The organism is Variovorax sp. 10N420 (assembly GCF_056394705.1).
Genome location: NZ_JBFTIJ010000005.1, coordinates 515,983 through 538,742 on the forward strand (window position 1 = coordinate 515,983; position 22,760 = coordinate 538,742).

A 22,760-nucleotide genomic window follows, 5' to 3' on the forward strand; every position below is an offset into this window, starting at 1 on the left:
ACCGGGGGGCCTCAGGCAGTCGCAAGCGCAGGGGCCATGGCGGTCGCGCCGGGCGCAAGCTTGCGCACCGCATCCTCCACGGACATGAACACGCGGTCGGCACCGATCGTGTCGAGCAGGCCGGTGCGTTGCGCCTGCGCCTGTGCACGGCCGGCCGAGAGCCGCGCGATCGCGACCGAGGTGCCGGCACGCGTCAGTTTGGTGATCACCCCTCGCAAGACCTGCGACCCGGTGTAGTCGATATCGATGATGCCGGTGGCCTCGATCACCAACAGCTTCACCGGCTGTACCTGCCGCGCGATGGCCGCGTCGATGTAGGCGCAGATGTGCTCGGCATTGGTGAAGTTGAGCGGTGCACCGGGCGCGATCACCACCACGCCGGCGACCTGCTCCCCCGGTGCGCCGGGCACCGGCGGCCACCACACGGTGCTGCCCGGCACGCGCGCGAGTTCGACGCATGAAGGCCGCGCCACCACGTAGAGGCTATGCACGAAAGACATCACGATCGCCAGCAGCATGCCGGTTTCGATGGGCAGCGCGATCACCAGCACGGCGCTGGCCAGCACCAGCAGGATCTCGTTGCCGCCCCGGCGCCTGATCAGGCGCATCTGGTCGACGCGGAAGATGCGCAGCGCGATATAGACGAGGATGCCCGAGAGCGCCGCATGCGGCACGTAGGCCATCAGGCCGGAGGCCACGGCGGCCAGCAGCACGATCAGCGCCACTGCCGCCAACGCCGCCATCTGCGAACGGCCGCCCGATTCGCGGACGATGGCGGTGCTCGGCGGGCTGGCATCGACGGCGAAGGCGCCGAGCAGCCCCGCGAGCACGCTGCCCGCGCCGACGGCGGCGAAGTCGCGGCTGACATCGTCGGGCCGCCCTTCTTGCGACGGAAAGGTGCTGGCGACCGCAGCGGTCTGCATGATGCAGACCATCGCCACCACCAGCGCCAGTTGCAGCAGGCGGCTGAAACTGCCGATGTCGGGCAGCGCAGGGACACCGATGTGGGGCAGCGGCACCGACAGTGCGCCGAGCAGGCTCACGCCGCGCGCCTGCAGATGGAACAACGCAACCGCAAGGCCGGCCGCGACCAGTCCGATCAGCGCGCCCGGTATGCGCGCGCTGATGCGCGAGGCGAGCATCGTCGTCGCCAGCACCCCCAAGCCCAGCGCCATTGAATAAGGATTGGCATCGGGCAACCGCGCCAGAACATGGACCAGCCGCACCAGCACATGCCCCGCTTCGCCCGGCACGCCGAACAGTGTGGGCAGCTCGCCGACGATGATGTGTACGGCGATGCCGGCCAGAAAGCCGGTCGTGACCGGCACCGACAGCAAGGTTGCGAGCCAGCCGGCGCGCAGCAGCCCCACCGCCACGAGCACGATGCCGACCATCAGCGCCAGCAGGCTCGCGAGTTGCGGATAAGCCAGGGCGCTGCCGACCGCGATCGAGGCCAGGCCACCGGCAAAGATCGGCGCGATCGTCGAATCGGCCGCTACCGACATGAAGCGGTTCGCGCCAAAGGCCGCAAAAGCGATCGAGCCGGCGGCGAAGGCATAAAGGCCCGTCTCGGGCGGCATGCCGGCGAGGCGCGCGGTCGCGAGCTGCCCGGGTATGGCGATGGCCGCCAGCATGAGCCCGGCGACCAGGTCTCGAGACAACCATGCCGCGCGATAGCCGCGCAGCGAAGTGAAAAGGCGAAACTGCATGCCCGGCACTATGCCGCAGGTGCGGGACGGCGGGGACGGCGGACCAGCCCGACCGCCACGGCGGCGAGTACCAGCGCAACCACGCTGCCGACTGCGAACAGGCTCGCGTAGTCGAGGCCGGTGAGTTCGCGCAAGGGTCCAACGCCGAAGGCCGCCACGCCGTAGCCCACTTGATAGAACGCAATGAGCACGCCCGACATCGTGGCTGCCTGGCGCGGCATCTCGGTGCCGGCGAAGCTGATGCTGAGCGGGAGAAAAGCCGAGCAGGCCAGCCCGGCCAAGCCGAAGGCGATGATGCCGCCCCAGGCGCCGTCGACCCGGGCGACCCACTGGAAGACCGCGGCCAGCAGCACCGGCAGCGCCAGGTAGATCCAGCGCGCGGGCACCGCACGTTCGAGGAAGGCGATCAGCACCCGTCCCAGGGTCACGGCCGACCAGAAGGCGGTGAGCGCGAACGACGCATCCCTCGCCTGAATGCCGCGCTGGCTGGACAGATAGAGCGTCGCCCAGTTGCCGCTCAGCGTCTCGACCACACCATAGAGCAGCACCGCGGCGGCATACCACCAGAAGCGGCGCGGCAGCTGGCTGTCGCCGCCGGAAGGCTTGTAGGGCAGGCGCAGCGCGGCGCTGGCCGTGGCAAGCAGCAGCAACACGATCAACGCCACCATCAGCAGCGGCAAGCCCCACCATGCGCCCAAGCCTGTGAACAACGCAACCAGCAGCGGTGCCAATGCAGTCCCCACGCCGAGCAGCGCGTTCAACAGCAGGACGGCGCTGTCGGCGTTGTCCGGGAAGAAGCCTTCCACCAGCGTGTTCAGCGCCATCACCGTTGCACCGAAGCCGATACCCAGCGCGCCGGTGGCAATGCACAGCAGCACGAAAGCCGCTGGCGCGCCCATCCAGAGTTGGCTCGCGGCCAGCAGTGCCATCGCGATCAGATCGCCGACGAGCCCCAGCAACAGCACGCCCCGCAGGCTCAGGCGCAGCGCCAGACGCGAGCCGAAGGCGGACGCCAGGATCGCCAGCACCACCTGCGGCACGAACATCAGCCCGAATTGCGTGCTGGACAAGCCGAAGCCGGACGGACTGGTCAGGATGGCGCTTGCGGCCGGAAAGCTCACCAGCGCCAGTCCCTGCACCACGCCGGCGGCATAGAGGACGCCGACTTCGAATCGACTTGCAGTGCGGGCCACGCTTCAGCCGAGCCGCTGCAGCAGGTGGTCGCCAACGCGCAATGCGTTGGCGATCGCGGTCAGCGACGGATTCACCGCGCCGATGCTGGGAAAGAAACTGGTGTCCACGACATACAGGTTGTCGAGCTCATGCGCCTTGCAGTTGCGGTCGAGCACCGAGCTGGCCGGGTCGTCGCCGAAGCGGCAGGTGCCGGCCTGGTGCGCGCAGCCGGCCAGCGCGATGTCGCTCTGCATGTAGACGTTCCGTCCCAGCAGATGGTGGGACTTGAAGCCGAGCTGCGAGAGCATCGAACGGAGCTTTTCGTAGAGCTTCTGCTTGGCGACCTGATTGTTGGGCGTGTAGGCAAGCGTCAGTCGCCCATCGCCATCGACAGTCACGCGGTTGTCCGGATCGGGCAGGTCCTCGGTGGTCAACCAGAAGTCGACCGCATGCCGCGCGATGTCGTCCAGCGCACGGCTGGGCACCAGTGCGGTCAGCAGCGCCTTCTCGGCGCGGTACATGCCGCCGAGCGTCTTGCCGATCATCTGGATGTTGCCCATCGGATAGTCGAACCCGTCCATGCCGAAATAGAAGTCGTTGAGAGCGAGCGTCTTCTGGAATGTCGTGTCGTTCGGCGTCAGCGACAGCGCAAGCACCGCCTGGCTGTTGTGGAACATGTAGTTGCGACCGACCTGGCCCGACCCATTGGCCAGGCCGGCGGGATGCGCATCGCTCGCCGAACGCAGCAGCAGGGCCGCTGAATTGGCAGCGCCGCAGGCAACCACCACGATGTCGGCCGAGAAGCGCTGCTCGATGCCCGCCACATTGGCCAGCACGCCGGTAACGCTGGCCCCGTTGCTCTCGAGCTTGAGCGCCCGTGCATTGCGCACCAGGGTGACGTTGGCGTGTTCCAGCGCAGGCCGCACGGCGATCACCTCGGCATCGCTCTTGGCATGCACCAGGCATGGAAAGCCGTCGCAGGTCTGGCAGCGGATGCAGCGGCTGTAGGCCATGTCGGCCTCGTTCATCATCACCGCCGACGGCGCGTGAAAGGGCTTGTAGCCGGCTGCCTTCAGGTCTTCGGCGAGCTTTGCGATGCGCGGCTCGCTCGAGATCGGCGGAGCGGGGTAGGGCGCGCTGGCTGGCGGCTCGGTCGGGTCGGTGCCGCGTTCGCCATGCACCTGGTAGAGCTGTTCGGCCTCTGTGTAGTAGGGCTCGAACTCTTCGTAGCCGACGGGCCAGGCGGGCGAAATTCCGTCGTGATGCCGCATCACGCCGAAGTCCTCCTTGCGGAGGCGAAAGAGCGCCGCGCCGTACATCTTGGTCGCGCCGCCGACGAAGTAGTGCACCTGCGGCTGAAAGGCCTTGCCGCTGGGCAGATACCAGGTGTCCGCCGAGATGTAGCGGTTGTCGGCGAAGACCTCCGCAACGCTCCAGTTGGCCGCCTCGCGCGGCAGCCAGTCGCCGCGTTCGAGGATCAGCACCTTCTTGCCCGAAGGCGCCAGGCGATGCGCGAGTGTGCCGCCGCCGGCGCCGCTGCCGATGATGATGACGTCGTAGTGCCCGTCCATGGCGGCTACAGCCCGGGGCTGCTCTGCATGATGCCGCCGTCCGCGAATATCGTGGTGGCGGTCACGTAGCTGGCACCGTCGCCTGCGAGGAACACCACGACGTTGGCGATTTCTTCGGGCTGGGCCATGCGGCCGAGCGGAATGGCCTTGTTGAGCACCGCCAGCAAGGTGGGGTTCTGCATGGTCGAGAGATTGATCGGCGTGGCCACTGCGCCGGGGCCGACGCCGACGACGCCGATGCCGTGCGGCGCCAGTTCGACACCGGCGGTTCGGGTGAGCATGCGCATGCCGCCCTTCGACAGGCAATAGGCGGTGTTGCCGGGCATCGGCCAATCCTCGTGCACCGAGGTGATGTTGATGATCCGCCCGCCGCCGCCCTGCTTGATCATCTGCCTGGCCGCCAACTGGGTGCCGAAGAAGGCACTCTTGAGATTGATGTCCAGCACCTTCTCGTATTGGGCCTCGGTCGTGTCGAGCACCGACGTGCGGGTCTCGACGCCGGCGTTGTTGACCATGATGTCGATCCTGCCGAATTTCGTGACGGCGGCATCGACGAGCCGCTGCAGGTCGTCGACCTTGCTGACGTCGGCCTCCACCCCGATCGACTGGTCGCCCAGCGCCGTGATCTCCCGCTCCAGTTCGTCGGTCGCCTCCGGATTGGCGACATAGTCGATCACGACGTTGGCACCGGCCTTGGCCAGCCCCAGCGCGATGGCTTTGCCGATTCCGCTGTTTCCACCCGTGACGATGGCGATCTTTCCTTTGAGTGACATGGCGTTCCTCTTTGGCTGGTGATGTGGCTGGTGATGTCGCTGGTCGTGCGACCGTCGGATTTGTACCCCGATTTGCCTCGCAGTGCCTGACTTTGACTGGCGCTTCGGGCGGCAGTAAAAGCAGGCGGGCCCACCGCAGCGGAAAAAAGCCGAATTGACCACACCCACCACACCCACCGCACCTACCCCATCCGCCCCAGCCGAACCCTCGGAAGAAGACAAGCGCCTGGCCGAAGTTCGCGACAAGCAGGTCCCATGGCGCCGCTTCGGGCCCTATGTGAGCGAGAGGCAGTGGGGCACGGTGCGCGAAGACTACAGCGCCAACGGCGATGCATGGGAGAGCTTCACCCATGACCAGGCGCGTTCACGCGCCTACCGTTGGGGCGAAGACGGCATCGCCGGCATCTCCGACGACCAGCAGCGCCTGTGCTTTGCGCTGGCGCTATGGAACGGTGCCGATCCGATCCTCAAAGAGCGGATGTTCGGGCTCACCGGCAAGGAAGGCAATCACGGCGAGGACGTGAAGGAGTACTACTTCTACCTCGACAACCTGCCGAGCCACGCGTACATGAAATACCTGTACAAGTACCCGCAGCAGGCCTTTCCGTATGCCCAGCTCGTCGCTGAGAACGGCCGGCGCGGCCGTCACGACCCCGAATACGAGCTGCTCGACACCGGCATCTTCGACGAGGACCGCTACTTCGACGTCTTCGTCGAATATGCGAAGGCGGGCACGGACGACGTGCTGGTGCGCATCAGCGCGTTCAATCGCGGCGCCGAGCCGGCGCCGCTCGATCTGCTGCCCACGCTGTGGTTTCGCAATGAATGGTCGTGGTCCGGCAGGAAGCCCAAGCCGCGGCTCGCCAAGGACCCTGCGCAGCCTCATGCGATCGCCGCCACGCACGCCAGGCTCGGTACGTACTGGCTCTACCACGAACCCTCCGATGACCTGCTCTTTACCGACAACGAAAGCAACGCCGCCCGGCTCTGGGGCAGTCCGGCGCAGGGATTCGCGAAGGACGCCTTTGGCGACTTCGTGGTGCACGGGCGCCACGATGCGGTCAATCGCGCGAACGTCGGCACCAAGGCCGCGCCGCTCTACCGGCGCACCTTGCAGCCGGGCGAAAGCTGCGTGGTCAAGCTGCGGCTGTCGAACGACGGCCGGCTCTCGGACGCACTCGGCAGTGGGTTCGATGCGGTGTTCGCGCGCCGTACCGAAGAGGCCGATGCCTTCTACCAGCGCATCACGCCCTTCGACCTGCCGCCGGACATGCGCAACGTGCAGCGCCAGGCTTTCGCCGGCATGCTCTGGAGCAAGCAGTACTACCACTTCGTGGTTGCGCACTGGCTGCAAGGCGACAAGCTGCAGTCGCCGCCGCCCGAGGAGCGCAAGCAGGGCCGCGACCACGAATGGACCCACCTTGCCACGGGCGACGTGCTGTCGATGCCCGACAAATGGGAATACCCGTGGTTCGCAGCCTGGGACATGGCCTTTCATTGCGTCGCGTTCGCGATGATCGACGCCGACTTCGCAAAAGACCAGTTGCTGCTGCTCACCCGCGAGTGGTACATGCATCCGAATGGGCAGATCCCCGCCTACGAGTGGTCCTTCGGGGACGTCAATCCGCCGGTGCATGCCTGGGCCGCGATCCGCATCTGCCAGATCGAGCAGAAGATGACCGGCCGGATGGACACGGTCTTTCTCGAACGCATCTTCCGCAAGCTGCTCATCAACTTCACGTGGTGGGTCAATCGCAAGGACCAGGAAGGCAACAACCTGTTCGAGGGCGGCTTTCTCGGGCTGGACAACATCGGCGCGTTCGATCGCACCTCAGGCCTCCCCGGCGGCGGCCATCTGGAGCAGGCCGATGGCACCAGCTGGATGGCGACCTATTGCCTCAACATGCTCAACATCGCGCTGGTGCTGGCCTTCGAGAATCCGACCTACGAAGACGTGGCGACCAAGTTCTTCGAGCACTTCGTCTACATCGGGGACGCGATGAACCACATCGGCACGGAGACGCGTGGCCTGTGGGACGAGGAGCGCGGTTACTACTTCGACGTGCTGCTGCTGCCCGACGGGCGCCGCTTTCCCGTCAATGCCTATACCGTCGCGGGCCTCGTGCCGCTGTTCGCGATCGCTGTCGGCGAAAAAGACATGCTCGACAGCTTCCGCGACTACGAACAACGCTATCAGTGGTTTGCGGACAACCGACCCGAACTGCTGCGCAATCTGGCCGACATGACCCACATCGGCGTTCACGAACGCATGCGGCTGGCTCTCGTCGATTCGCACAAGCTCGCGCGCCTGCTGGAGATCGTGCTCGACGAAGCGCACCTTCTGAGTCCGCACGGAATTCGCTCCGTCTCAAAGACGCATGCGCAGAACCCTTGCGTAATGAATATCGAGGGCCAGACCTTCACGCTCGACTACGAACCGGCGGAGTCGACCAGCGGCATGTTCGGCGGCAACTCGAACTGGCGCGGCCCGGTGTGGTTTCCGCTGAACTTCCTGCTGATCGAGGCGCTGCAGAAGCACCACTATTTCCTCGGCGACGATTTCAAGGTGCCCGAGCCCGCGCGCACCGGCCATTCGATGACTCTCTGGCAGGTGACCACCGACCTGTCGCAGCGGCTGGTCAATATCTTCCTGCGCGACGGGAACGGCAAGCGCCCTTCGAATGGCCGATACGAGAAGTTCAACAGCGATCCGCATTGGCGGGACCTGGTGCTCTTCTATGAGTACTTCGACGGCGAGAGTGGCGCCGGCCTCGGCGCCAGCCACCAGACCGGCTGGACCGGGCTGGTCGCCAAGCTGATCCGGCAGCATGGCGAGTACGCGCTGAAAGACGCAGGCGGACAGGTACCGGTGCCGCCGCACTTCACGCGCAGTTAACCCGCCAGCCCCACGAACACGTTCTGTACGTCGTCGTTCGCATCGATGGCGGCCAGGAAGCTCTCGACTTCTTCCAGCGCCTCGGCGCTCAGGCTGGCCGGATCGATCGGGTTTTTGGCCTTGTAGCCGAGCTTGGCCGACAGCACGGAAAAGCCCTGCGCCGGCAGCGCGCGGCTGACGAGGTCGAGATCGACGGGATCGGTCAGGAACACCGCAACGCCTTCTTCGCCCTGCTCGAAGTCCTGTGCGCCAGCCTCGATGGCGGCGAGTTCGGGGTCGGCGTCGGGTTGCTGGGGTTCGGCCTCGATCATGCCGAGGTGATCGAAATCCCAGGCCACTGAACCGGAGGCGCCCAACTGGCCCTTGCGGAACAGCACGCGCATCTCAGGCGCCGTTCGGTTCACGTTGTCGGTCAGGCATTCGACCATTACCGGAACGCGGTGCGGCGCGAAGCCTTCATAGATCACATGATCGAAATGCACGGATTCGCCGGTCAGGCCGGCGCCTTTCTTGATCGCGCGCTCCAGCGTGTCCTTGGGCATGGACACCTTGCGAGCCTGCTCGACCACCAGCCGCAGGCGCGCATTCGATGCCGGATCGGCCCCGCTGCGCGCTGCAATCATGATTTCCTTGGCCAGCTTGCCGAACAGGCGCCCCTTGGCGTTCGCCGCCAGATCCTTGTGCTTGGCTTTCCATTGCGCGCCCATGTGTGATGTTCCTTGAAGTCGACTTGCTGCGGGTCAAGGATTCTGCCGCAGGCGAAGCATGGGCTGCCGGGCGGCTCCCGGGCGCCATAAGGCGTCGGGCGTGGCGCCTTAATACAGGCGCTTGCGGCGCGTCGCCGCATACACCACGGCCGCTCCGACGGCCGCAGCCGCGTAGACCCAGGTCAGCGGGTTCTTCAATGATCGCGACTCGCCGCCCGGCTTGCCCGGTGCGTTCGCGTCCTGCGACGTCACTGGCGCAACCGGCGCGTGCTTTACCTTGCTTACATTCACCGACACCGGGTCGCTGGCAGGAAAGGACTCCTCGATGCCGTGGTCGAGTGCCGACTCGGTCGGCGCCTGCTCCACGGGCCGCTCAGCCATCTCGGGCAGCTTGTCGTGATGCTCGGCAGTGGGAAAGGGAAAAACTTGAGCTTTGTCGCTGTCCATGAATTCTCCAGGCGGGTGGAACCGAAACACGTCAAGGACGTGGACTGCCAGCATGACTGCCCCGGCCGCTCTTGCGGCGCACGAAGGTCAGCCCTTTTGTCGTAAGCGCAAACCGACGCCGCGGCCCCAGGAAGCCGGTAAGGTTTGCGGCAAAAAGAGCTTCATCAAGTTACTTTGCAGCCAAACGGTGTCGGCCGGTCGCAACACTCCTGTCGATTTGCGCCAGTGCGGGCTCGCGCGCCTCCATGGGTTCGCGTTCGCTCTCAACCCTGGGTTTGTGAACAGGGAACCCCCTCACCGCTGCTGCGAACTCCCAGGCCCGCCGCTGATCTCCATCAAGCGTCTCAGGCGGCTGCGACATTTCCGCCTTCTGATTGGTGGCGATGACTTCGAAGTCGCCTTCGGTGACGGGCCCTGAGCCTTTTGCGCGGCACGTGAGCGCCAGGTCGAGCGAGAAAGCCCAGCTCGACGGAACAAGGCGGTCCTTGCGGAGCATTCGCGCGGCAAGCTTGGCCGACTTCGGACTCAGCATCTGAATTCGCTCGTAGCATTCTGTCCATTTCATGGCGCTCTTCCGGGGTGATCGTCCATGTCGTTCGAGCAATAGCCGTGCCCGCGAAGCACCCCCTGCTCGCTCCGTCTCCCGCAAGATTTGCCGCATGGATTGCGAGGGGTGGCCGCCAACTTGCAGGCCGCTTCAGGCGCATGAAGGCTTGCGCCTCTGGAGCGCCGGCAACAGGCGATTGGCATGATCGTTGCGCATCGGTCGCTCGACGTTCAATGTAGAAGGCGATGACGGAAATACACCTCCAGGCGCGCTTGGCGCAAAGCATGGTCTTTTCTCCCAGGCTCCAGCATGCGGTGCGCCTGCTGCAGATGTCCTCGATGGACTATGCGGACACTCTGCAGGAGGTTGCGCAAGGCAACCCCTTCCTCGACCTGGAATACATGCCCGGAAGCCTTCCGGAAAACCCGCAGTCAACTCCTGCCGCCGCTCGCTTCGAATCGGAGTCGGACTGGGCCGCCGGACTCGACCGGATGTGGGGGCACGACCCCCGGCAGCGCCTCTCGCACGAGGACAGCGCGGACCACCTGCAGAACCTGCCCGTCCCCGCCGGATTGCGCGAGCATTTGCACGCGCAGGTGGGGGTGCTGCGGCTCGACGCGCGCGAGCGCTACTTCGCCGACGCGGTGGTGGAAGCGCTGGACGACGACGGCTACCTGCGCATCTCGCTGGACGAGCTCGGCACGGCCCTGGGGGAAGCCGGGACGGATGCGCAATGCGAGTTGCGGGTCGCGTTGCGCCGCGTGCAGGCTTTCGACCCGGTGGGCGTCGGCGCCCGTTCGCTCGGCGAATGCCTGCGGCTTCAGCTCGACGCGCTGCCGCATTCGCCGACGCGCGCCATGGCCCGCGCCATCGCCGATGCGCATCTCGAGCTGTTGGCCGCTCACAAGCTGGACAAGCTTGCCAAGCTGCTGAATGCGTCAAAGGCCGAAGTGCAGCGCGCCGCCGCCTGCATACGGTCGCTGGATGCGCGCCCGGGTTGGCGCTACGCGGATGGCATCGCGCGCGTCGTGGTTCCCGACGTGGTCGTCTCCAAGGTGCGAGGCGCGTGGCGGACGTCGCTGAACGAAAGCGCGATTCCACGGGTGCGCATGCATCAGGCCTACGCCGCCCTTTTCGAAAAGCACAGGACCGAAGGCGACTCGGCCATGAAGGCTTGCCTGGACCAGGCGCGATGGACTGTGCGCAACGCGGCGCAGCGCGTTTCGACGATCCTCGACATCGCCACGGCCATCGTCGGCCGTCAGAAGCTCTTCCTGGACCATGGACCGCTCGCGCTGAAACCGCTGGGCCTGCGAGCGATCGCCGATGAGGTCGGCGTGCATTCGTCGACGGTGTCGCGGGCCGTCCACCACAAGTACATGACGACGCCGCACGGCGTGTTCGAGCTGCATCATTTCTTTTCGCGCGGCATGCCGCACGAAGCCGGTGGCGAGACGGCGCCGGCGGCCCTTCAGATCCTTATCGGTGAGCTGATCGAAGGCGAACAGAAAGACGCTCCGCTGAGCGACCCTGCGCTGGCGCAGGCGCTCGCGACCCAGGGGTTTCGCATCGCCAGGCGCACGGTGGCCAAGTACCGGCAGGCCCTGAACATCGCGCCGCTCGAACAGCGGCGCAGGGGCGCGCAGCCGCGGCCTTAGATGCGGCATATGCGGCATGCTCCGACACGCTCCGGTCGGGCGAGCCCCTAACCTGTCCGGCCGGCCGCGCCCCGCCCGGGCCGGGGGAATGCACAAGGAGCACGACTTGGACTCTGCCTTGAACCCTGCCTATCCGCGCCCTCAACTTCGACGAGATGACTGGATGTCGCTCAATGGCGTGTGGCGTTTCTGCTTCGACGACGAACGCGCCTTTCTCAGCCCGGACGACATCTCCGCGTGGCCTCGTGAGATACGCGTTCCGTTTCCGCCTGAATCAGAAGCGAGCGGAATTGGCGACCGCGGCTTCCACTACGTCTGCTGGTACCAGCGCGACGTCGAACTTCCGCCCGACGGTGGCCGGGTCATCCTGCGCTTCGGCGCGGTCGACTATGCCGCGCGCGTCTGGGTCAATGGCCGGCTCGCTGTCACGCACGACGGCGGCCATACGCCGTTTTCCGCGGACATCACCCATCTGCTCGACCCTGCGGGTCGGCAGGTTGTCACGGTGCGGGCCGAGGACGATCCGTGCGATCTCACCAAGCCGCGCGGCAAGCAGGACTGGCAAGCCGAACCGCACGGGATCTGGTATCCGCGCACGACAGGCATCTGGCAGACCGTGTGGCTGGAACGCGTCGGCAGGACCTACATCGACAAGATCCGCTGGACGCCGAAGGTGGAGGGCTACGCGCTCTATTTCGAAGCTCGCATCGCCGGAGACATCTCGGACGATCTGGCGATCGAGATCGAATTGCGGCATGCCGACAAGCTGCTCGCGCGTGACCGCTACCAGGTGATCGAAGGCGAGGTCGACCGCTCCATCGTGCTGTCGGACCCAGGCATCGACGACTTCCGCAACGAGATGCTCTGGACCCCCGAGCGTCCGACGCTGCTGGATGCCAAGCTGCGTCTGCTGCGCAACGGAAGAGTGATCGACACGATCGATTCATACACCGCGCTTCGCTCCGTTCACATCCTGCGCGACCGCTTCATGCTCAACGGCCGGCCCTACCTGCTGCGCCTCGTGCTGGACCAGGGCTACTGGCCGGACACGCTGCTGGCTCCGCCCGATGACGACGCGCTTCGCCGCGACGTCGAACTCGCGAAGGCAATGGGCTTCAACGGAGTGCGCAAGCACCAGAAGATCGAGGACCCCCGCTATCTGTACTGGGCCGACAGGCTGGGCCTGCTGGTGTGGGAAGAGATGCCTTCCGCCTATCGTTTCACGCGCGGCGCGATCAAGCGAACCGTGCGCGAATGGACAGAGGCCATCGACCGCGACTACAGCCATCCGTGCATCATCGTCTGGGTGCCGTTCAACGAGTCGTGGGGCGTGCCCGAGTTGCCGTCGGTCGGGGCGCACCGGCATGCGGTGCAGGCGCTGTTCCATCTGACCAAGACGCTCGACGGGAGCCGGCCGGTGATTGGGAACGACGGTTGGGAGTCGAGCGCGACGGACATCATCGGCGTGCACGACTACGACGCCGACACCGAAAACCTGCGCAAGCGCTACGGCGGCGCCGAAACCGCGCGGCAGGCACTGCTGGAGCATCGCTGGCCGGCCGGCCGCGTGCTGACGCTGGACGATCATCCGCATGAAGGCCAGCCCATCATGCTGACCGAATTCGGCGGCATCGCCTTTCATGCGAAGCAGGCCGAGCCCGCGCCGCTGGCATTGCCCGTGGGGCACGACACCAAGAAGGTCTGGGGCTACGCGGTGGCGCATGGCGCGGAGGAGTTCGGCGAGCTGTATGCGCGGCTGCTGGAAACCATCGTCCACGCGGCGATCTTCAGTGGCTTTTGCTACACCCAGTTCGCCGACACGTTCCAGGAGGCCAACGGTCTGCTGAATGCGGACCGCACGCCCAAGATTCCGCTGGAGCGGATCAAGGCCGCGACCAGCCTGTCGCGCTCATGGATCCCAGGCACCGTGTAGACCGGCGGGCACGCCGCTTGCTGATGGCGCCATGCTTCTCGCGCGATGCGCTGGAGGTGCTGTTGCCGACCTTTCTGCTCACCCGCTGTACCTGGGGCATCGATTACGCGTGGTCGTCGCTGCTGGACGGGCAGAACCGCATCAGCATCGTCGATGCTGTGCCAATGGACCACACCAAGCCGATGGACCGCGTCGAAGGTCCGTTCTATCGCAGGCTGCGCAGCATGGGCATCGATCCGGATGAAGAACTCGCGGAAGTGCATCGCACGTTTCCGGAGTGGGGCGAAATGCGCACGCTGGAGCATGGCCATCGATACAGCCGCGAGCTGCCGGGGCTCGATGAAGAGGGGCTGGTGGCATGGATGGAGAAGCGCAAGATCGAAGCGCATCTCGCGCGCGGCGGCACCATCGCGCCGCAACGGCCGGTGACCACGGCTGGCGCGGCGGCGCTGGCTGCCTCTGCAATTTCGACGGGATCCGCGACCGGGACCGCAACCGCGACCGCTCCTGCAACCGCCGAGCTTTCGCCCTGAGCGTCAGGTCATCGCGGTGCGGGTCGGGGCTTGAAGTGCAACAGCCTGGCCACTGCATGCAGGTCGGGCAGCACGGCGATGGCCTTCTCACGCATCTCGTCCGTTGGCACCAGGAGGTCGGGAACCATCACGACCGGCATGCGAGCCGCATGCGCCGCTCGCACGCCGTTGTAGGAGTCTTCGAGCGCGAGGCAGTCGCCCGGCGATGTATCGAGCAGTTGGCCGGCTCGCAGGAAGAGGTCAGGGTAGGGCTTGCCGCGCGCCACGTCGTCTCGCGTCACGATGGCATCGAAGCGCTGCACGATGCCTGCGCGTTCGAGGTGGTGATGCGCTTTTTCTCGCGACGACGATGTCGCAACGGCATGCGGCACGCCCGCCTCTTCGAGCAGCGCCAGCAACTCGGACGCGCCCGGCTGGAGCTGCATGCCGCCGCCATCGATGAGCGCGAGCAGGTGGCGTGACGAAGCCGCGAAGAGGTCGTCGGCGGGCGCCCCTTCGCCGTAGTGTTCGAGCAGCAGCCGCCGGCAGCCGTCGGCCGGCACGCCAATCATCAGCGCGCAGACGTCGTCGTGCAGATCGAGCCCGACCTCCTCCCCGGCCAGCCTCAGGGCTCGGCGCGCCAGGTGCTCCGTGTTGAGCAGGAGCCCGTCCATGTCGAACACAACGGCCGACGCAACCAGTCGATCCAGGGTTTCAGGTGCCATGTCCATGTCAGTCATCCAGCGCAAGCATGCCAGAAACGCATGCCGCCACGGCCCCGCGTGCGCCGCGCTGCCGGAGCATGGTGACTGCGTCGATCAGGCTCCGGCGCAGGCCGATGTCTCTCGGCAAATCGTCTCCGAAGATGCTCGGCAGGCCCAGCAGGAGGTCGACGAGCCGGCGGGGATCGTCATGTGCATCGGCAGCACTGCGTTGCAGCGTGGCGCACAGATGGTCCGGTACAAAGATTGGACCGCCGAAATCATCGTGCCCTGCGATGCAGCGCATCCATGCGGCGATTGCCAGCACGGTGCAGGGTGCCGGCCGGCGCGCCCGCCGGTTGTCCCTCAAGGACGCGAGCAGCCGCGCTGGCAGCTTGGACGAACCGTCGCGGGCCACCCGTTCGACCCGATGCGCGATACCGCGGCTGCGCCAGCGCGCGAGCAGTTGCCGCGCATAGGCATCGATGTCATGGTCGCTGGGCGGCAGCGTTGGCTTCTGCTCGTCGAGCATGAAGCGCAGCGCGAAGGCTGCGAAGCCGGGTACGGCCATCGCGTCGGCGATGGTCTCGCAGCCTGCGAGCTGGCCCAGGCTGGCGATGGCCAGATGGCCGCCGTTGAGGAGGCGCAGCTTCGAGGCTTCCCATGGCGTCACGTCCGATACGTACTCCGCGCCGGCGGCATCCCAGCGCGGGCGCGCGCCGTCGAAGCGCTCGATGACCCACTGGTGAAAGGGCTCGGCGCAGATCGGCGCCGCATCGATCAATCCCAGCGCGGCGCTCGCGTCCTTGAGGTCGGTCGCGCTGGTGGCCGGCACGATCCGGTCGACCATGGTCGAGGGGAATTGCACGTGTCCCGCGATCCATGCGGAGAGGCGGTCATCCTCCAGCGCGGCCATGTCGATGCACAGCTGGCGCAAAAGGCGCCCGTTCGAAGGCACGTTGTCGCACGACAGGACCACGGGTGGGGCAGTGCCCGTCCGCCACCGCTGCCGAAGGCCCGCGACGAGTACGCCAATGGCCGTGCGGGGTTGCGGGAGCCGCCAATCCCCCTGCGCCGCTGTGCTCGTGTCGAGCCTGCCGCAGGCGTCCGCGCCATAGCCGCCGACCGTGATGGTGAGTGTCACGACCCTGATCGCAGGATCGGCGAAGGCGCGCTGCAGCGGCAGCGGGTCGCGCGGCGCGTAGACGAGCTCACTCAATGTGCCCACCACGGTGACGCGTGTTCCCTGGCTCCCTCGTTCAAGGACCGTGTAGAGGCCATCCTGCGCAGCGAGCGTATCGACGGTGCCCGGCGTGACCAGGCTGGCCGCGACGATGCCCCAGGCGGGTGGTTCGCTGCCCCGCAGGCGTTTTGCGGGGCCGTATTCCCATTCGACGGCGCGCTGCGTGAGGAAGGCCTGGTGCGCACGATGAAACGATCCGCAGCCCAGGTGCAGGATTCCCGGGCGCAGCTTGCCGGGTCCGAAGTCCGGCCGCCGCACTTCCGGCGGCGCGAGGTCCATGCATGCGCGCGAGAGACGCAACGGCTGCGGACGCGCCAGGTCTGTGCAATGCAAGGAGCTGCTGCTCAGGCTGCCACGCATGATGGCGTCCCCGCGATCGGGTAGCCGCCCCAACCACCTTCAGGCTGCTGTGCCTGCAAGAGCAGTGGCAGCACCGCTGGATTGCTTTGCAGCAAATAACGCCAGCCGTCGGCGAGCATGACCGCGAGTGCATCGGGCTCCAGGCCGAGCGTCTCCCGCTCCGGGCCGACAATCGCGAAGGTCTTGTGGATTTGCGCGCAATCAAAGTCCTCCATGATCCGGTCGGACTCCGCATGCACGCGGCGGCCGAGCTCGGCATCGCGGAACATGCCCACCGGCCGCGTGTGAAGCACCGGCGCCGCGTCGATGATGCCGAGGTTGCGATAACCAAGCAGCTTCGGCCAAAGTGAATCCAGGCCCCATCCCCACCCGGTCGAGCTGAGTTCAAGAGTCGGCAGAAGCCGATCGAGCGCCCATCGGCTGAAGCACGGCATCATGATTTCCACGAAGCCCGTGCGCCGTGCAAAGCAGCGTTTGTTGCGCATGGTGCTGTAGTGCGCGTAGTAGGACGCCTCGTGCAATGCAGGCGCGCAGAGATCGAAGGAGAGCGCCGCTGAGTGCGTGAACATCCTGTCGATCGCGTCTGCCGTCGCAAAGATGTCGTCGTCCGGCAGCCATATGCGCTCGTACTCGCGCCAGCCGGTCCAACCCCCAAGAAGCTCTCGCAGGCCTGTCCACTTGGGTCCGGGGATCACGTCGCCTACGGTGCATTCGAGATCGTCTTGCGGCTGCAGCGCCTGGTAGGGGCAAAGATAGAGATCCCAGTTGCGCTGGCCCGCGGTACCGAGCCAGGATGGATGGAGCGAGTGGCGGCCGACGCGGGCGACCACCAGGTTTTGACGTGCCATAGCCATAGGAAGACCATCGGTAGCGGGACGGCTGCCTTCAGGCCGCCTCCAGGTCGCTTTCCTGCTCCAGGCGCGCGAACAACGCGAGACTTTGGGCTACCACCTGGTCCATGTTGTAGTAGCGGTAAGTGCCGAGCCGGCCCGTGAAGGTCACGCCGCGCGTGCGTTCGGCCAGCTCTTCGTACTTCCTGTAGAGCGCTGCGTTATGCGGCGCGGGGATCGGGTAGTACGGGTCGCCCTCGTCAGTCGGGAACTCGCGTGTGATGCTCGTGCGCGCATGCGTTTGCCCCGTCAGGTGCTTGTATTCAGTGATGCGGGTAAAGGGCACGTCAGGCGCGGGATAGTTCACCACCGCCACCCGTTGCAGCCATGGCTGATCGAGCGTGCTGTGCTCGAAGCGCAACGAGCGGTAGGGAAGCTTGCCGAAGCAAAAGCCGAAGTACTCGTCGATCGGACCCGAATAGATCAGGTGATCGTGCGGGATCACGTCCTTCACGTCAGCATGGTCGGTGTTGGGCAGGAAGGTGATGTTCGGATGGTCGATCATCCGCTCGAACATGCGTGTGTAGCCGTGCGAAGGCATGCACTGGTACTTGTCCTGGAAGTAGCGGTCGTCCGCATCCGTGCGAGTCGGCACGCGTGCGGTCACCGCCTTGTCCAGTTGAGAGGCATCGATGCCCCACTGCTTGCGCGTGTAGCCCTCGAAAAATTTGCGGTAAAGCTCTTCACCCACCTGGCTCACCACGACGTCGCGTGAGCTCACGATGTTCTCGGTCGGTTGCGCGCGCGCCGCCAGGAAGGCTGCCGCGCCGGCGGCATCGAGCTTCAGTCCATACAGCCTGTTGATGGTGGTCAGATTGATAGGGATCGGCACGAGTTGGTCGTCGACCATCGCCAGCACGCGGTGTTCATAAGGCCGCCACTCGGTGAACTGCGACAGATAGTCGAGCACGCGCTGCGAATTGGTGTGAAAGATGTGAGGCCCGTAGCGATGCACGAGCAAGCCGGATTCGTCGAGATGATCGAAGGCGTTGCCTCCGATGTGGTTGCGCCGGTCGACGATGAGCACGCGCCGGTCGAGTTGGCTGGCAAGCCGCTCGGCGAGGACGCAGCCGGCGAAGCCGCCTCCAACGATGAGGTAGTCGAAAGAACGGGAGCCGTCGCGCGCGGAAGCGCTGGTGGTGGGGTGGGCCATGTGGTTTGTGGAGGTTGGGAGTGGGGGTTGGGGTGAATGCACCCACTCTCCTCGGCAAACCGCGTGCCCGCTGCGCTATGAATCCTTCAGTGTCAGTCGAGGCGTTGGCGCTGGGACAGGCCCAAGGTGCGCTTGAGGAAGATCGTCAGCGCAGCACCAGCAGCGGCACTCATCAAGGCCGCGCTCACGGGGCGCTCGGCAATGTAGGCCTTTGTGCGGACCGTGCAAACATCGAGCGCTTGATCGAGCTTTTGCCTGAAGGTCTTCGGCGCCATCGCATCAGGAGTTGGCGCCGGCGTCGTCGCATCCAATGCCGCCACATCGGCATCGGTCAATGGTGGCGCGTTTGGCGCGTCATTCAAGGGTTGTCTGATCAGGTCGATGTCCATTGGGTCTCCATCGAGTCGGGGTGTGCACCCATTCTTCCCTTTGGCATCGGCACCACTGTCGGGTTGCCGGACGGACTCATGTAGGAAGGGACCAGAGTGGACTGTTGAGTCCATTGCCTACTCTACGTGTAGTGACTGGATGACCACGTCGGGTCGCGCCCAAATCCAGAGTGCAGCCTTCACAAATGAGGAGCGCCCATGGCTGAATACAGAGTTGATCCCACCGTGCAGCCGCGTGGCAGCGCTCGCGTCGAGGAGTGGTCCAGCGCCAGTGGCGTTTCCTGGGGTGCCATATTCGCGGGCGCGGCCGGCGCTGCGGCGTTGTCGCTGGTCCTTCTGCTGCTTGGCACCGGCCTTGGCCTGTCCACGGTCAGCCCGTGGGCCAACAAGGGCGCCAGTGCCACGACCATCGGTGTCGCGTCCGTGGTGTGGCTGTCGATCGTTCAGCTTGCCGCATCCGGCATGGGCGGTTATCTGGCGGGCAGGCTGCGCACCAAATGGGCCGGCTTGCACACGGACGAGGTGTACTTCCGCGACACAGCGCATGGCTTCCTGGCCTGGGCTGTTGCGACATTGCTTACCGCAGCGCTCCTTACGTCGGCCGTCGGATCGATCGTTGGTACGGGTGCGCAAGTGGGCGCCACGGCCGCGGGTGGGGCAGCAACCGCCGCAGCTTCTGCAACGGCCGCTGGGGCAGCGGAATCTTCCACCGGCGACTCTTCTTCGAGCTCGAACTCGAGCTCGGGCCCGGTCGGCTACTTCGTCGACTCGTTATTCCGCCGGGACCCGAGCGCCGCCGGTGCGGCGCCCTCCGATAGCTCGGCGGGCAACGCACCGGCGTCCGAGGTCGCCCGCATCTTCGTGAACAGCTTCCGCGCAGGCACGCTGTCGCCCGAAGACACCAAGTACGTCGGGCAGCTCGTCGCGCAGCGCACAGGGCTCAGTCAGCAAGACGCTGAAAGGCGAGTGACCGACACCTACAACAAGGCGCAGGCGACGCTCAACGACGCCAAGACCAAGGCGCAGGAAGCGGCCGACGCGGCGCGCAAAGCTTCTGCATACGCGTCTCTCTGGCTCGTGGTCTCGATGCTGATCGGCGCTTTCGTCGCGAGCTTCGCGGCCATCTACGGCGGCCGGCGCCGTGATCTCTGAGCCGGTGGTCCGCGCGACGCGTTGACAAGACTTCACTCCCTCGTCTCGAATTCAGGAGAACTCCCATGCGCTCACTTCTTCTTTGGTTTCTTGGCGTACCGATCCCGATCATCATCCTCATTGCGTTGTTCGTCCGGTGAGTGACCGGCGTGGACCTGCTGGACCTGGTGCAGTGGCCCGCGTTCGCGGCTTCCGTCGCGGCCGCCTACCTCGTTGCTTCCAGTTCAAGGGGAAGGCGCAATGCGGGCTTCTGGATCTTCCTGCTCAGCAACGTTCTTTGGGTGGCCTGGGGGCTTCACACCGACGCCTGGGCACTCATCGCCTTGCAGGTGTGCCTGGCCATCCTGAACGTCAGGGGCCTGTTCAAGACAGAGCCCAAGTAGCGTCAGCGCTTGCCCTTCGCCTCCAGGTCGGGCTTGGCCTTGGGCTTGGCCTTGGGCGCAATCCCTGGCTTGCCGCCCTCGGCTTGCTGGACCGCACCCGCCGTTCGATTTTCAATGGCGCCGCAGTTCGTGTTTTCGCCCGGGCCCGTCTCGATCAATGGCACCAGCGCCGCCAGCGGATTCACCACTGCCAGCGCCGCCATGGCGCCCGCGCGCGCAACGAGCGGTCCCTTCTCGATCTCGAAGCGAGGCTGCCTGAAGGTGCCATACACGCGCACCGGCGTGCGCAGGGAGAGCAGACCGACTTCCTTCGGCTTCGGTGCAATGGTCATGTCGAAGCGCTCGTGTTCGAGATCGAAGGTGCCGCCGCCGAGCACCTGCGTCTGCTCGGTGTCCACCACGAAGAGCGAAGACTTGCCCTGGCCGTCCTTCACGTCGAACGCCGCGCCACCGCAGTTGATGACGATGTCCTTGTCGCCGCCGGCCAGCAACATGAGCACCTTGCCGCCGTTGAGGCCGCTCGCGGCGTCCAGCAGGTTCGACACCCGGCCGTTGACCACGGTAGCGACGATGCGGCCGTCGGCCTTGGCGGCGGCGTCGGCGATGGAGTTGCCCGTGCCCTTCAGGTGCAAGGTGGCACCGACGCGGCCCGCGCCCTTTGCGATCGTCTTGCTGTCGGGCGCGAGCTGATCGATGCGCACGCGCTGCAGGTCGATGTGGACGTCGGACTTCAACGTGGGCTCGCGCGCGTCCAGCGCGACCTGCGATGCGATGCTGCCGCCCGCAAAGCCGAAGTCGAGCGGGGCCACCTTGAGCATCGAATCGTGCAGGCGAAGCGAAGCCTTGAGGCTCTCCAGGGGCAGGAACTGAGGCACCTCGAGCCTGGTAGCGACGAGGTCGACCTCGGCATCGATCTTCTGCAATCGGCTGCCGTCGAAAGTGCCCGCGGGCAGCACGTGCGTGGGATCGATCTGCTTTTCCTTCGCCTTGGCTGTGGGCCTGTCGCGGGTCTCGGCCTGCGATACGTTCGGCTTGCCACCGCTCTGCTTCGTCTGCACACCAATCAGCGGACCGAGGTCGGCAAGGTTCAGCAGCTTGCTGTGCAGATCGGCTGTCAGCAGCGGGCGCGGCTTCTGATCGACGTAGGCGCCTTTGCCGGTGACGTCGGTCGAGCCGATCCGCCCGGCAAGGTCGTCCATGCTGTACCGGTTGCCCTTGAGAATCAGATGGCCCTGCAGGCGATAGGGCGGAGAGGCCGGCAGCGGCAACAGCAGGAAGGGATACAGATTGGCCAGCGTCTGGCCTTCGATGCGCAATTGGGTGTCGATGGCCGTGATGTTGGCCGCGTCGGCGATCGTGCCTTCGACGGCGAGCTTCGTCGTGCCCGCGTCCAACTGGCCCTTGAGCGGAAACGGCACCCCGGACTCCTGGAAGCTCAGCACATCACCCGTGAGCGCGCGTCCCGAGAACGCCGCGTCGTGGTATTTGCCCTTGAAGTCGTACTGGGTCGTGTAGCGGTTGTTGGACGGTTTGGTATTCGCATTCTTGACCTGCTCTTGCGCGTTCGGATCGAAGGTGCTTCCCTGGATATCGATCGTGAAGGGCTCCCCATGGTCGATGTAGATCAAATGGCCCTGGTCCACCGACAGCGTGCTGATGCGCAACTTGCTGGGTGATGTGTCCGATGGGTCGGACAGAATCCAGTTCTTGCGGTTGTCTGGCAATCGCTCGAAGACAAGGTCGGGACGCGTGAGCGCCACGCGCGGAACCAGGATCTTCTCAGGCAGGTCGCGCAAGGCGACCGAGAACTCCAGGCGCTCTATCTTCGCCATGGCGGGCGCGTCCTTCGACCACGCCGCGTTGCCGAAGTAGACGTCGCGCATGACGATGGTGGGCGTCAGTCCGAGCTTGACGTGAAGATCGGCGCTGTGGAATTCGCGCTCCGTCTTCCTGGAGATATAGCGATCGAGCGAAGGGCGGACCCAGTTCCAGTCGAACACCAGGACGAACGCCACCAGCACCACGAAGAGCGCCGCGATGACGGACCAGACAGGATGGCGCCCCACGAACACCGGCAGGCGAGAAGGCATGGCAAGACTTCGAAACGGCCAGCCCCCAACATCTGCGCTTTGGCGCAGCCCGGCCGTGGGAGCGGGCGGGAAAGACGTGTGGGATGATTCCCGCGCGCAGCCCCTTACATCCCTGGAGGTCCCATGCAATCCGTGCTCGACAACTTCTCCCTGGCTGGTCGAACAGCTCTGCTCACCGGTTCGAGCGCCGGCATCGGATACGCACTCGCGCGAGGCTTGGCAGGGGCGGGCGCCCGCGTGATCCTCAATGCCCGTTCCCCTGACAAGCTGGAGAAGGCCGCAGCGCAATTGCGCGGCGAAGGCGGCACGGTCTTCACCGCCGCATTCGACGTCAGCGATGGCAATGCCGTGAACGCTGCGGTCGAACGGATCGAAGCCGATATCGGACCGATCGACATCCTGGTCAACAACGCCGGCATGCAGCGCCGCGCACCGCTGGACCAGTTCGACGAAGCGCATTGGCACGAGCTGAT

20 protein-coding genes are annotated in these 22,760 nt (G+C 65.7%); 7 read left to right on the forward strand and 13 right to left on the reverse strand.

Features of this window, described 5'->3' with window-relative positions; translation table 11 throughout:
- Positions 1-11: 11 nt before the first annotated feature.
- Genes AC1DEK_RS16315 through AC1DEK_RS16330 form a run of 4 tightly spaced genes read right to left on the reverse strand, consistent with a single transcriptional unit; the run spans position 12 to position 5,226 of the window.
- Complete coding sequence (locus AC1DEK_RS16315) at positions 12-1,709, reverse strand: SulP family inorganic anion transporter (RefSeq protein ID WP_478126291.1); 1,698 nt, start codon at positions 1,707-1,709, stop codon at positions 12-14.
- Positions 1,710-1,717: 8 nt separating this feature from the next.
- Positions 1,718-2,902, reverse strand: coding sequence for an MFS transporter (locus tag AC1DEK_RS16320; RefSeq protein WP_478126292.1), 1,185 nt, complete (start codon positions 2,900-2,902; stop codon positions 1,718-1,720).
- Between the two features lie 3 nt (positions 2,903-2,905).
- A complete protein-coding gene (locus tag AC1DEK_RS16325; protein ID WP_478126293.1) occupies positions 2,906-4,453 on the reverse strand; it encodes a GMC oxidoreductase in 1,548 nt (515 codons plus the stop codon).
- A 5-nt stretch (positions 4,454-4,458) separates the two neighbouring features.
- Positions 4,459-5,226 carry a glucose 1-dehydrogenase gene (locus tag AC1DEK_RS16330; protein WP_478126294.1) on the reverse strand — a complete coding sequence of 256 codons (768 nt, stop codon included), beginning with the start codon at positions 5,224-5,226 and terminating at the stop codon, positions 4,459-4,461.
- A 154-nt stretch (positions 5,227-5,380) separates the two neighbouring features.
- On the opposite strand from AC1DEK_RS16330, the gene AC1DEK_RS16335 reads away from it, so the two are divergent.
- Positions 5,381-8,122 (forward strand): MGH1-like glycoside hydrolase domain-containing protein, encoded by a 2,742-nt coding sequence (locus AC1DEK_RS16335; RefSeq protein WP_478126295.1) that lies wholly within the window; start codon positions 5,381-5,383, stop codon positions 8,120-8,122.
- Here AC1DEK_RS16335 and AC1DEK_RS16340 read toward each other — a convergent pair.
- From AC1DEK_RS16340 to AC1DEK_RS16350, 3 genes are all read right to left on the reverse strand, one after another.
- Positions 8,119-8,829 (reverse strand): YebC/PmpR family DNA-binding transcriptional regulator, encoded by a 711-nt coding sequence (locus AC1DEK_RS16340; protein WP_478126296.1) that lies wholly within the window; start codon positions 8,827-8,829, stop codon positions 8,119-8,121. The genes AC1DEK_RS16335 and AC1DEK_RS16340 overlap by 4 nt on opposite strands.
- Positions 8,830-8,937: 108 nt before the next feature.
- Positions 8,938-9,276 carry a hypothetical protein gene (locus tag AC1DEK_RS16345; RefSeq protein WP_478126297.1) on the reverse strand — a complete coding sequence of 113 codons (339 nt, stop codon included), beginning with the start codon at positions 9,274-9,276 and terminating at the stop codon, positions 8,938-8,940.
- A gap of 169 nt (positions 9,277-9,445) precedes the next feature.
- On the reverse strand, positions 9,446-9,841 hold the full coding sequence (locus AC1DEK_RS16350) for a hypothetical protein (protein WP_478126298.1): 396 nt from the start codon (positions 9,839-9,841) through the stop codon (positions 9,446-9,448).
- A 227-nt stretch (positions 9,842-10,068) separates the two neighbouring features.
- Here AC1DEK_RS16350 and rpoN point away from each other — a divergent pair, with 227 nt between their 5' ends.
- The 3 genes from rpoN (at position 10,069) to AC1DEK_RS16365 (ending at position 13,947) form a co-directional block, all read left to right on the forward strand.
- Positions 10,069-11,481 carry an RNA polymerase factor sigma-54 gene (gene rpoN, locus AC1DEK_RS16355; protein WP_478126299.1) on the forward strand — a complete coding sequence of 471 codons (1,413 nt, stop codon included), beginning with the start codon at positions 10,069-10,071 and terminating at the stop codon, positions 11,479-11,481.
- 106 nt (positions 11,482-11,587) lie between these two features.
- Complete coding sequence (locus AC1DEK_RS16360; RefSeq protein ID WP_478126300.1) at positions 11,588-13,414, forward strand: glycoside hydrolase family 2 TIM barrel-domain containing protein; 1,827 nt, start codon at positions 11,588-11,590, stop codon at positions 13,412-13,414.
- Between the two features lie 23 nt (positions 13,415-13,437).
- Entirely contained in the window at positions 13,438-13,947 is a 510-nt protein-coding gene (locus AC1DEK_RS16365; protein WP_478126301.1) for a hypothetical protein, read from the forward strand.
- 8 nt (positions 13,948-13,955) lie between these two features.
- Here the strand turns inward: AC1DEK_RS16365 and AC1DEK_RS16370 are convergent, their stop codons facing one another.
- From AC1DEK_RS16370 to AC1DEK_RS16390, 5 genes are all read right to left on the reverse strand, one after another.
- The gene (locus AC1DEK_RS16370) at positions 13,956-14,657 is read right to left on the reverse strand and encodes an HAD family hydrolase (RefSeq protein ID WP_478126302.1); all 702 of its coding nucleotides are present in this window, start codon (positions 14,655-14,657) and stop codon (positions 13,956-13,958) included.
- Position 14,658: 1 nt separating this feature from the next.
- Positions 14,659-16,203: a mannitol dehydrogenase family protein gene (locus AC1DEK_RS16375; RefSeq protein ID WP_478126303.1), complete on the reverse strand. Its 1,545-nt coding sequence runs from the start codon at positions 16,201-16,203 to the stop codon at positions 14,659-14,661.
- Positions 16,204-16,214: 11 nt separating this feature from the next.
- Complete coding sequence (locus AC1DEK_RS16380; RefSeq protein ID WP_478126304.1) at positions 16,215-17,084, reverse strand: hypothetical protein; 870 nt, start codon at positions 17,082-17,084, stop codon at positions 16,215-16,217.
- A 31-nt stretch (positions 17,085-17,115) separates the two neighbouring features.
- Positions 17,116-18,273: a UDP-galactopyranose mutase gene (gene glf, locus AC1DEK_RS16385; RefSeq protein ID WP_478126305.1), complete on the reverse strand. Its 1,158-nt coding sequence runs from the start codon at positions 18,271-18,273 to the stop codon at positions 17,116-17,118.
- A 92-nt stretch (positions 18,274-18,365) separates the two neighbouring features.
- A complete protein-coding gene (locus tag AC1DEK_RS16390; protein ID WP_478126306.1) occupies positions 18,366-18,662 on the reverse strand; it encodes a hypothetical protein in 297 nt (98 codons plus the stop codon).
- 198 nt (positions 18,663-18,860) lie between these two features.
- Between AC1DEK_RS16390 and AC1DEK_RS16395 the strand changes: the two genes are divergently transcribed.
- Both AC1DEK_RS16395 and AC1DEK_RS16400 read left to right on the forward strand, forming a co-directional pair.
- On the forward strand, positions 18,861-19,814 hold the full coding sequence (locus AC1DEK_RS16395) for a hypothetical protein (protein WP_478126307.1): 954 nt from the start codon (positions 18,861-18,863) through the stop codon (positions 19,812-19,814).
- A 149-nt stretch (positions 19,815-19,963) separates the two neighbouring features.
- Positions 19,964-20,197, forward strand: coding sequence for a hypothetical protein (locus AC1DEK_RS16400; RefSeq protein WP_478126308.1), 234 nt, complete (start codon positions 19,964-19,966; stop codon positions 20,195-20,197).
- A gap of 2 nt (positions 20,198-20,199) precedes the next feature.
- On the opposite strand, the gene AC1DEK_RS16405 is transcribed toward AC1DEK_RS16400, so the two are convergent.
- Positions 20,200-22,287: an AsmA family protein gene (locus AC1DEK_RS16405; protein ID WP_478126309.1), complete on the reverse strand. Its 2,088-nt coding sequence runs from the start codon at positions 22,285-22,287 to the stop codon at positions 20,200-20,202.
- A 123-nt stretch (positions 22,288-22,410) separates the two neighbouring features.
- Between AC1DEK_RS16405 and AC1DEK_RS16410 the strand changes: the two genes are divergently transcribed.
- Positions 22,411-22,760: SDR family NAD(P)-dependent oxidoreductase (locus AC1DEK_RS16410; protein WP_478126310.1), on the forward strand; the 350-nt coding region annotated here is incomplete at its 3' end.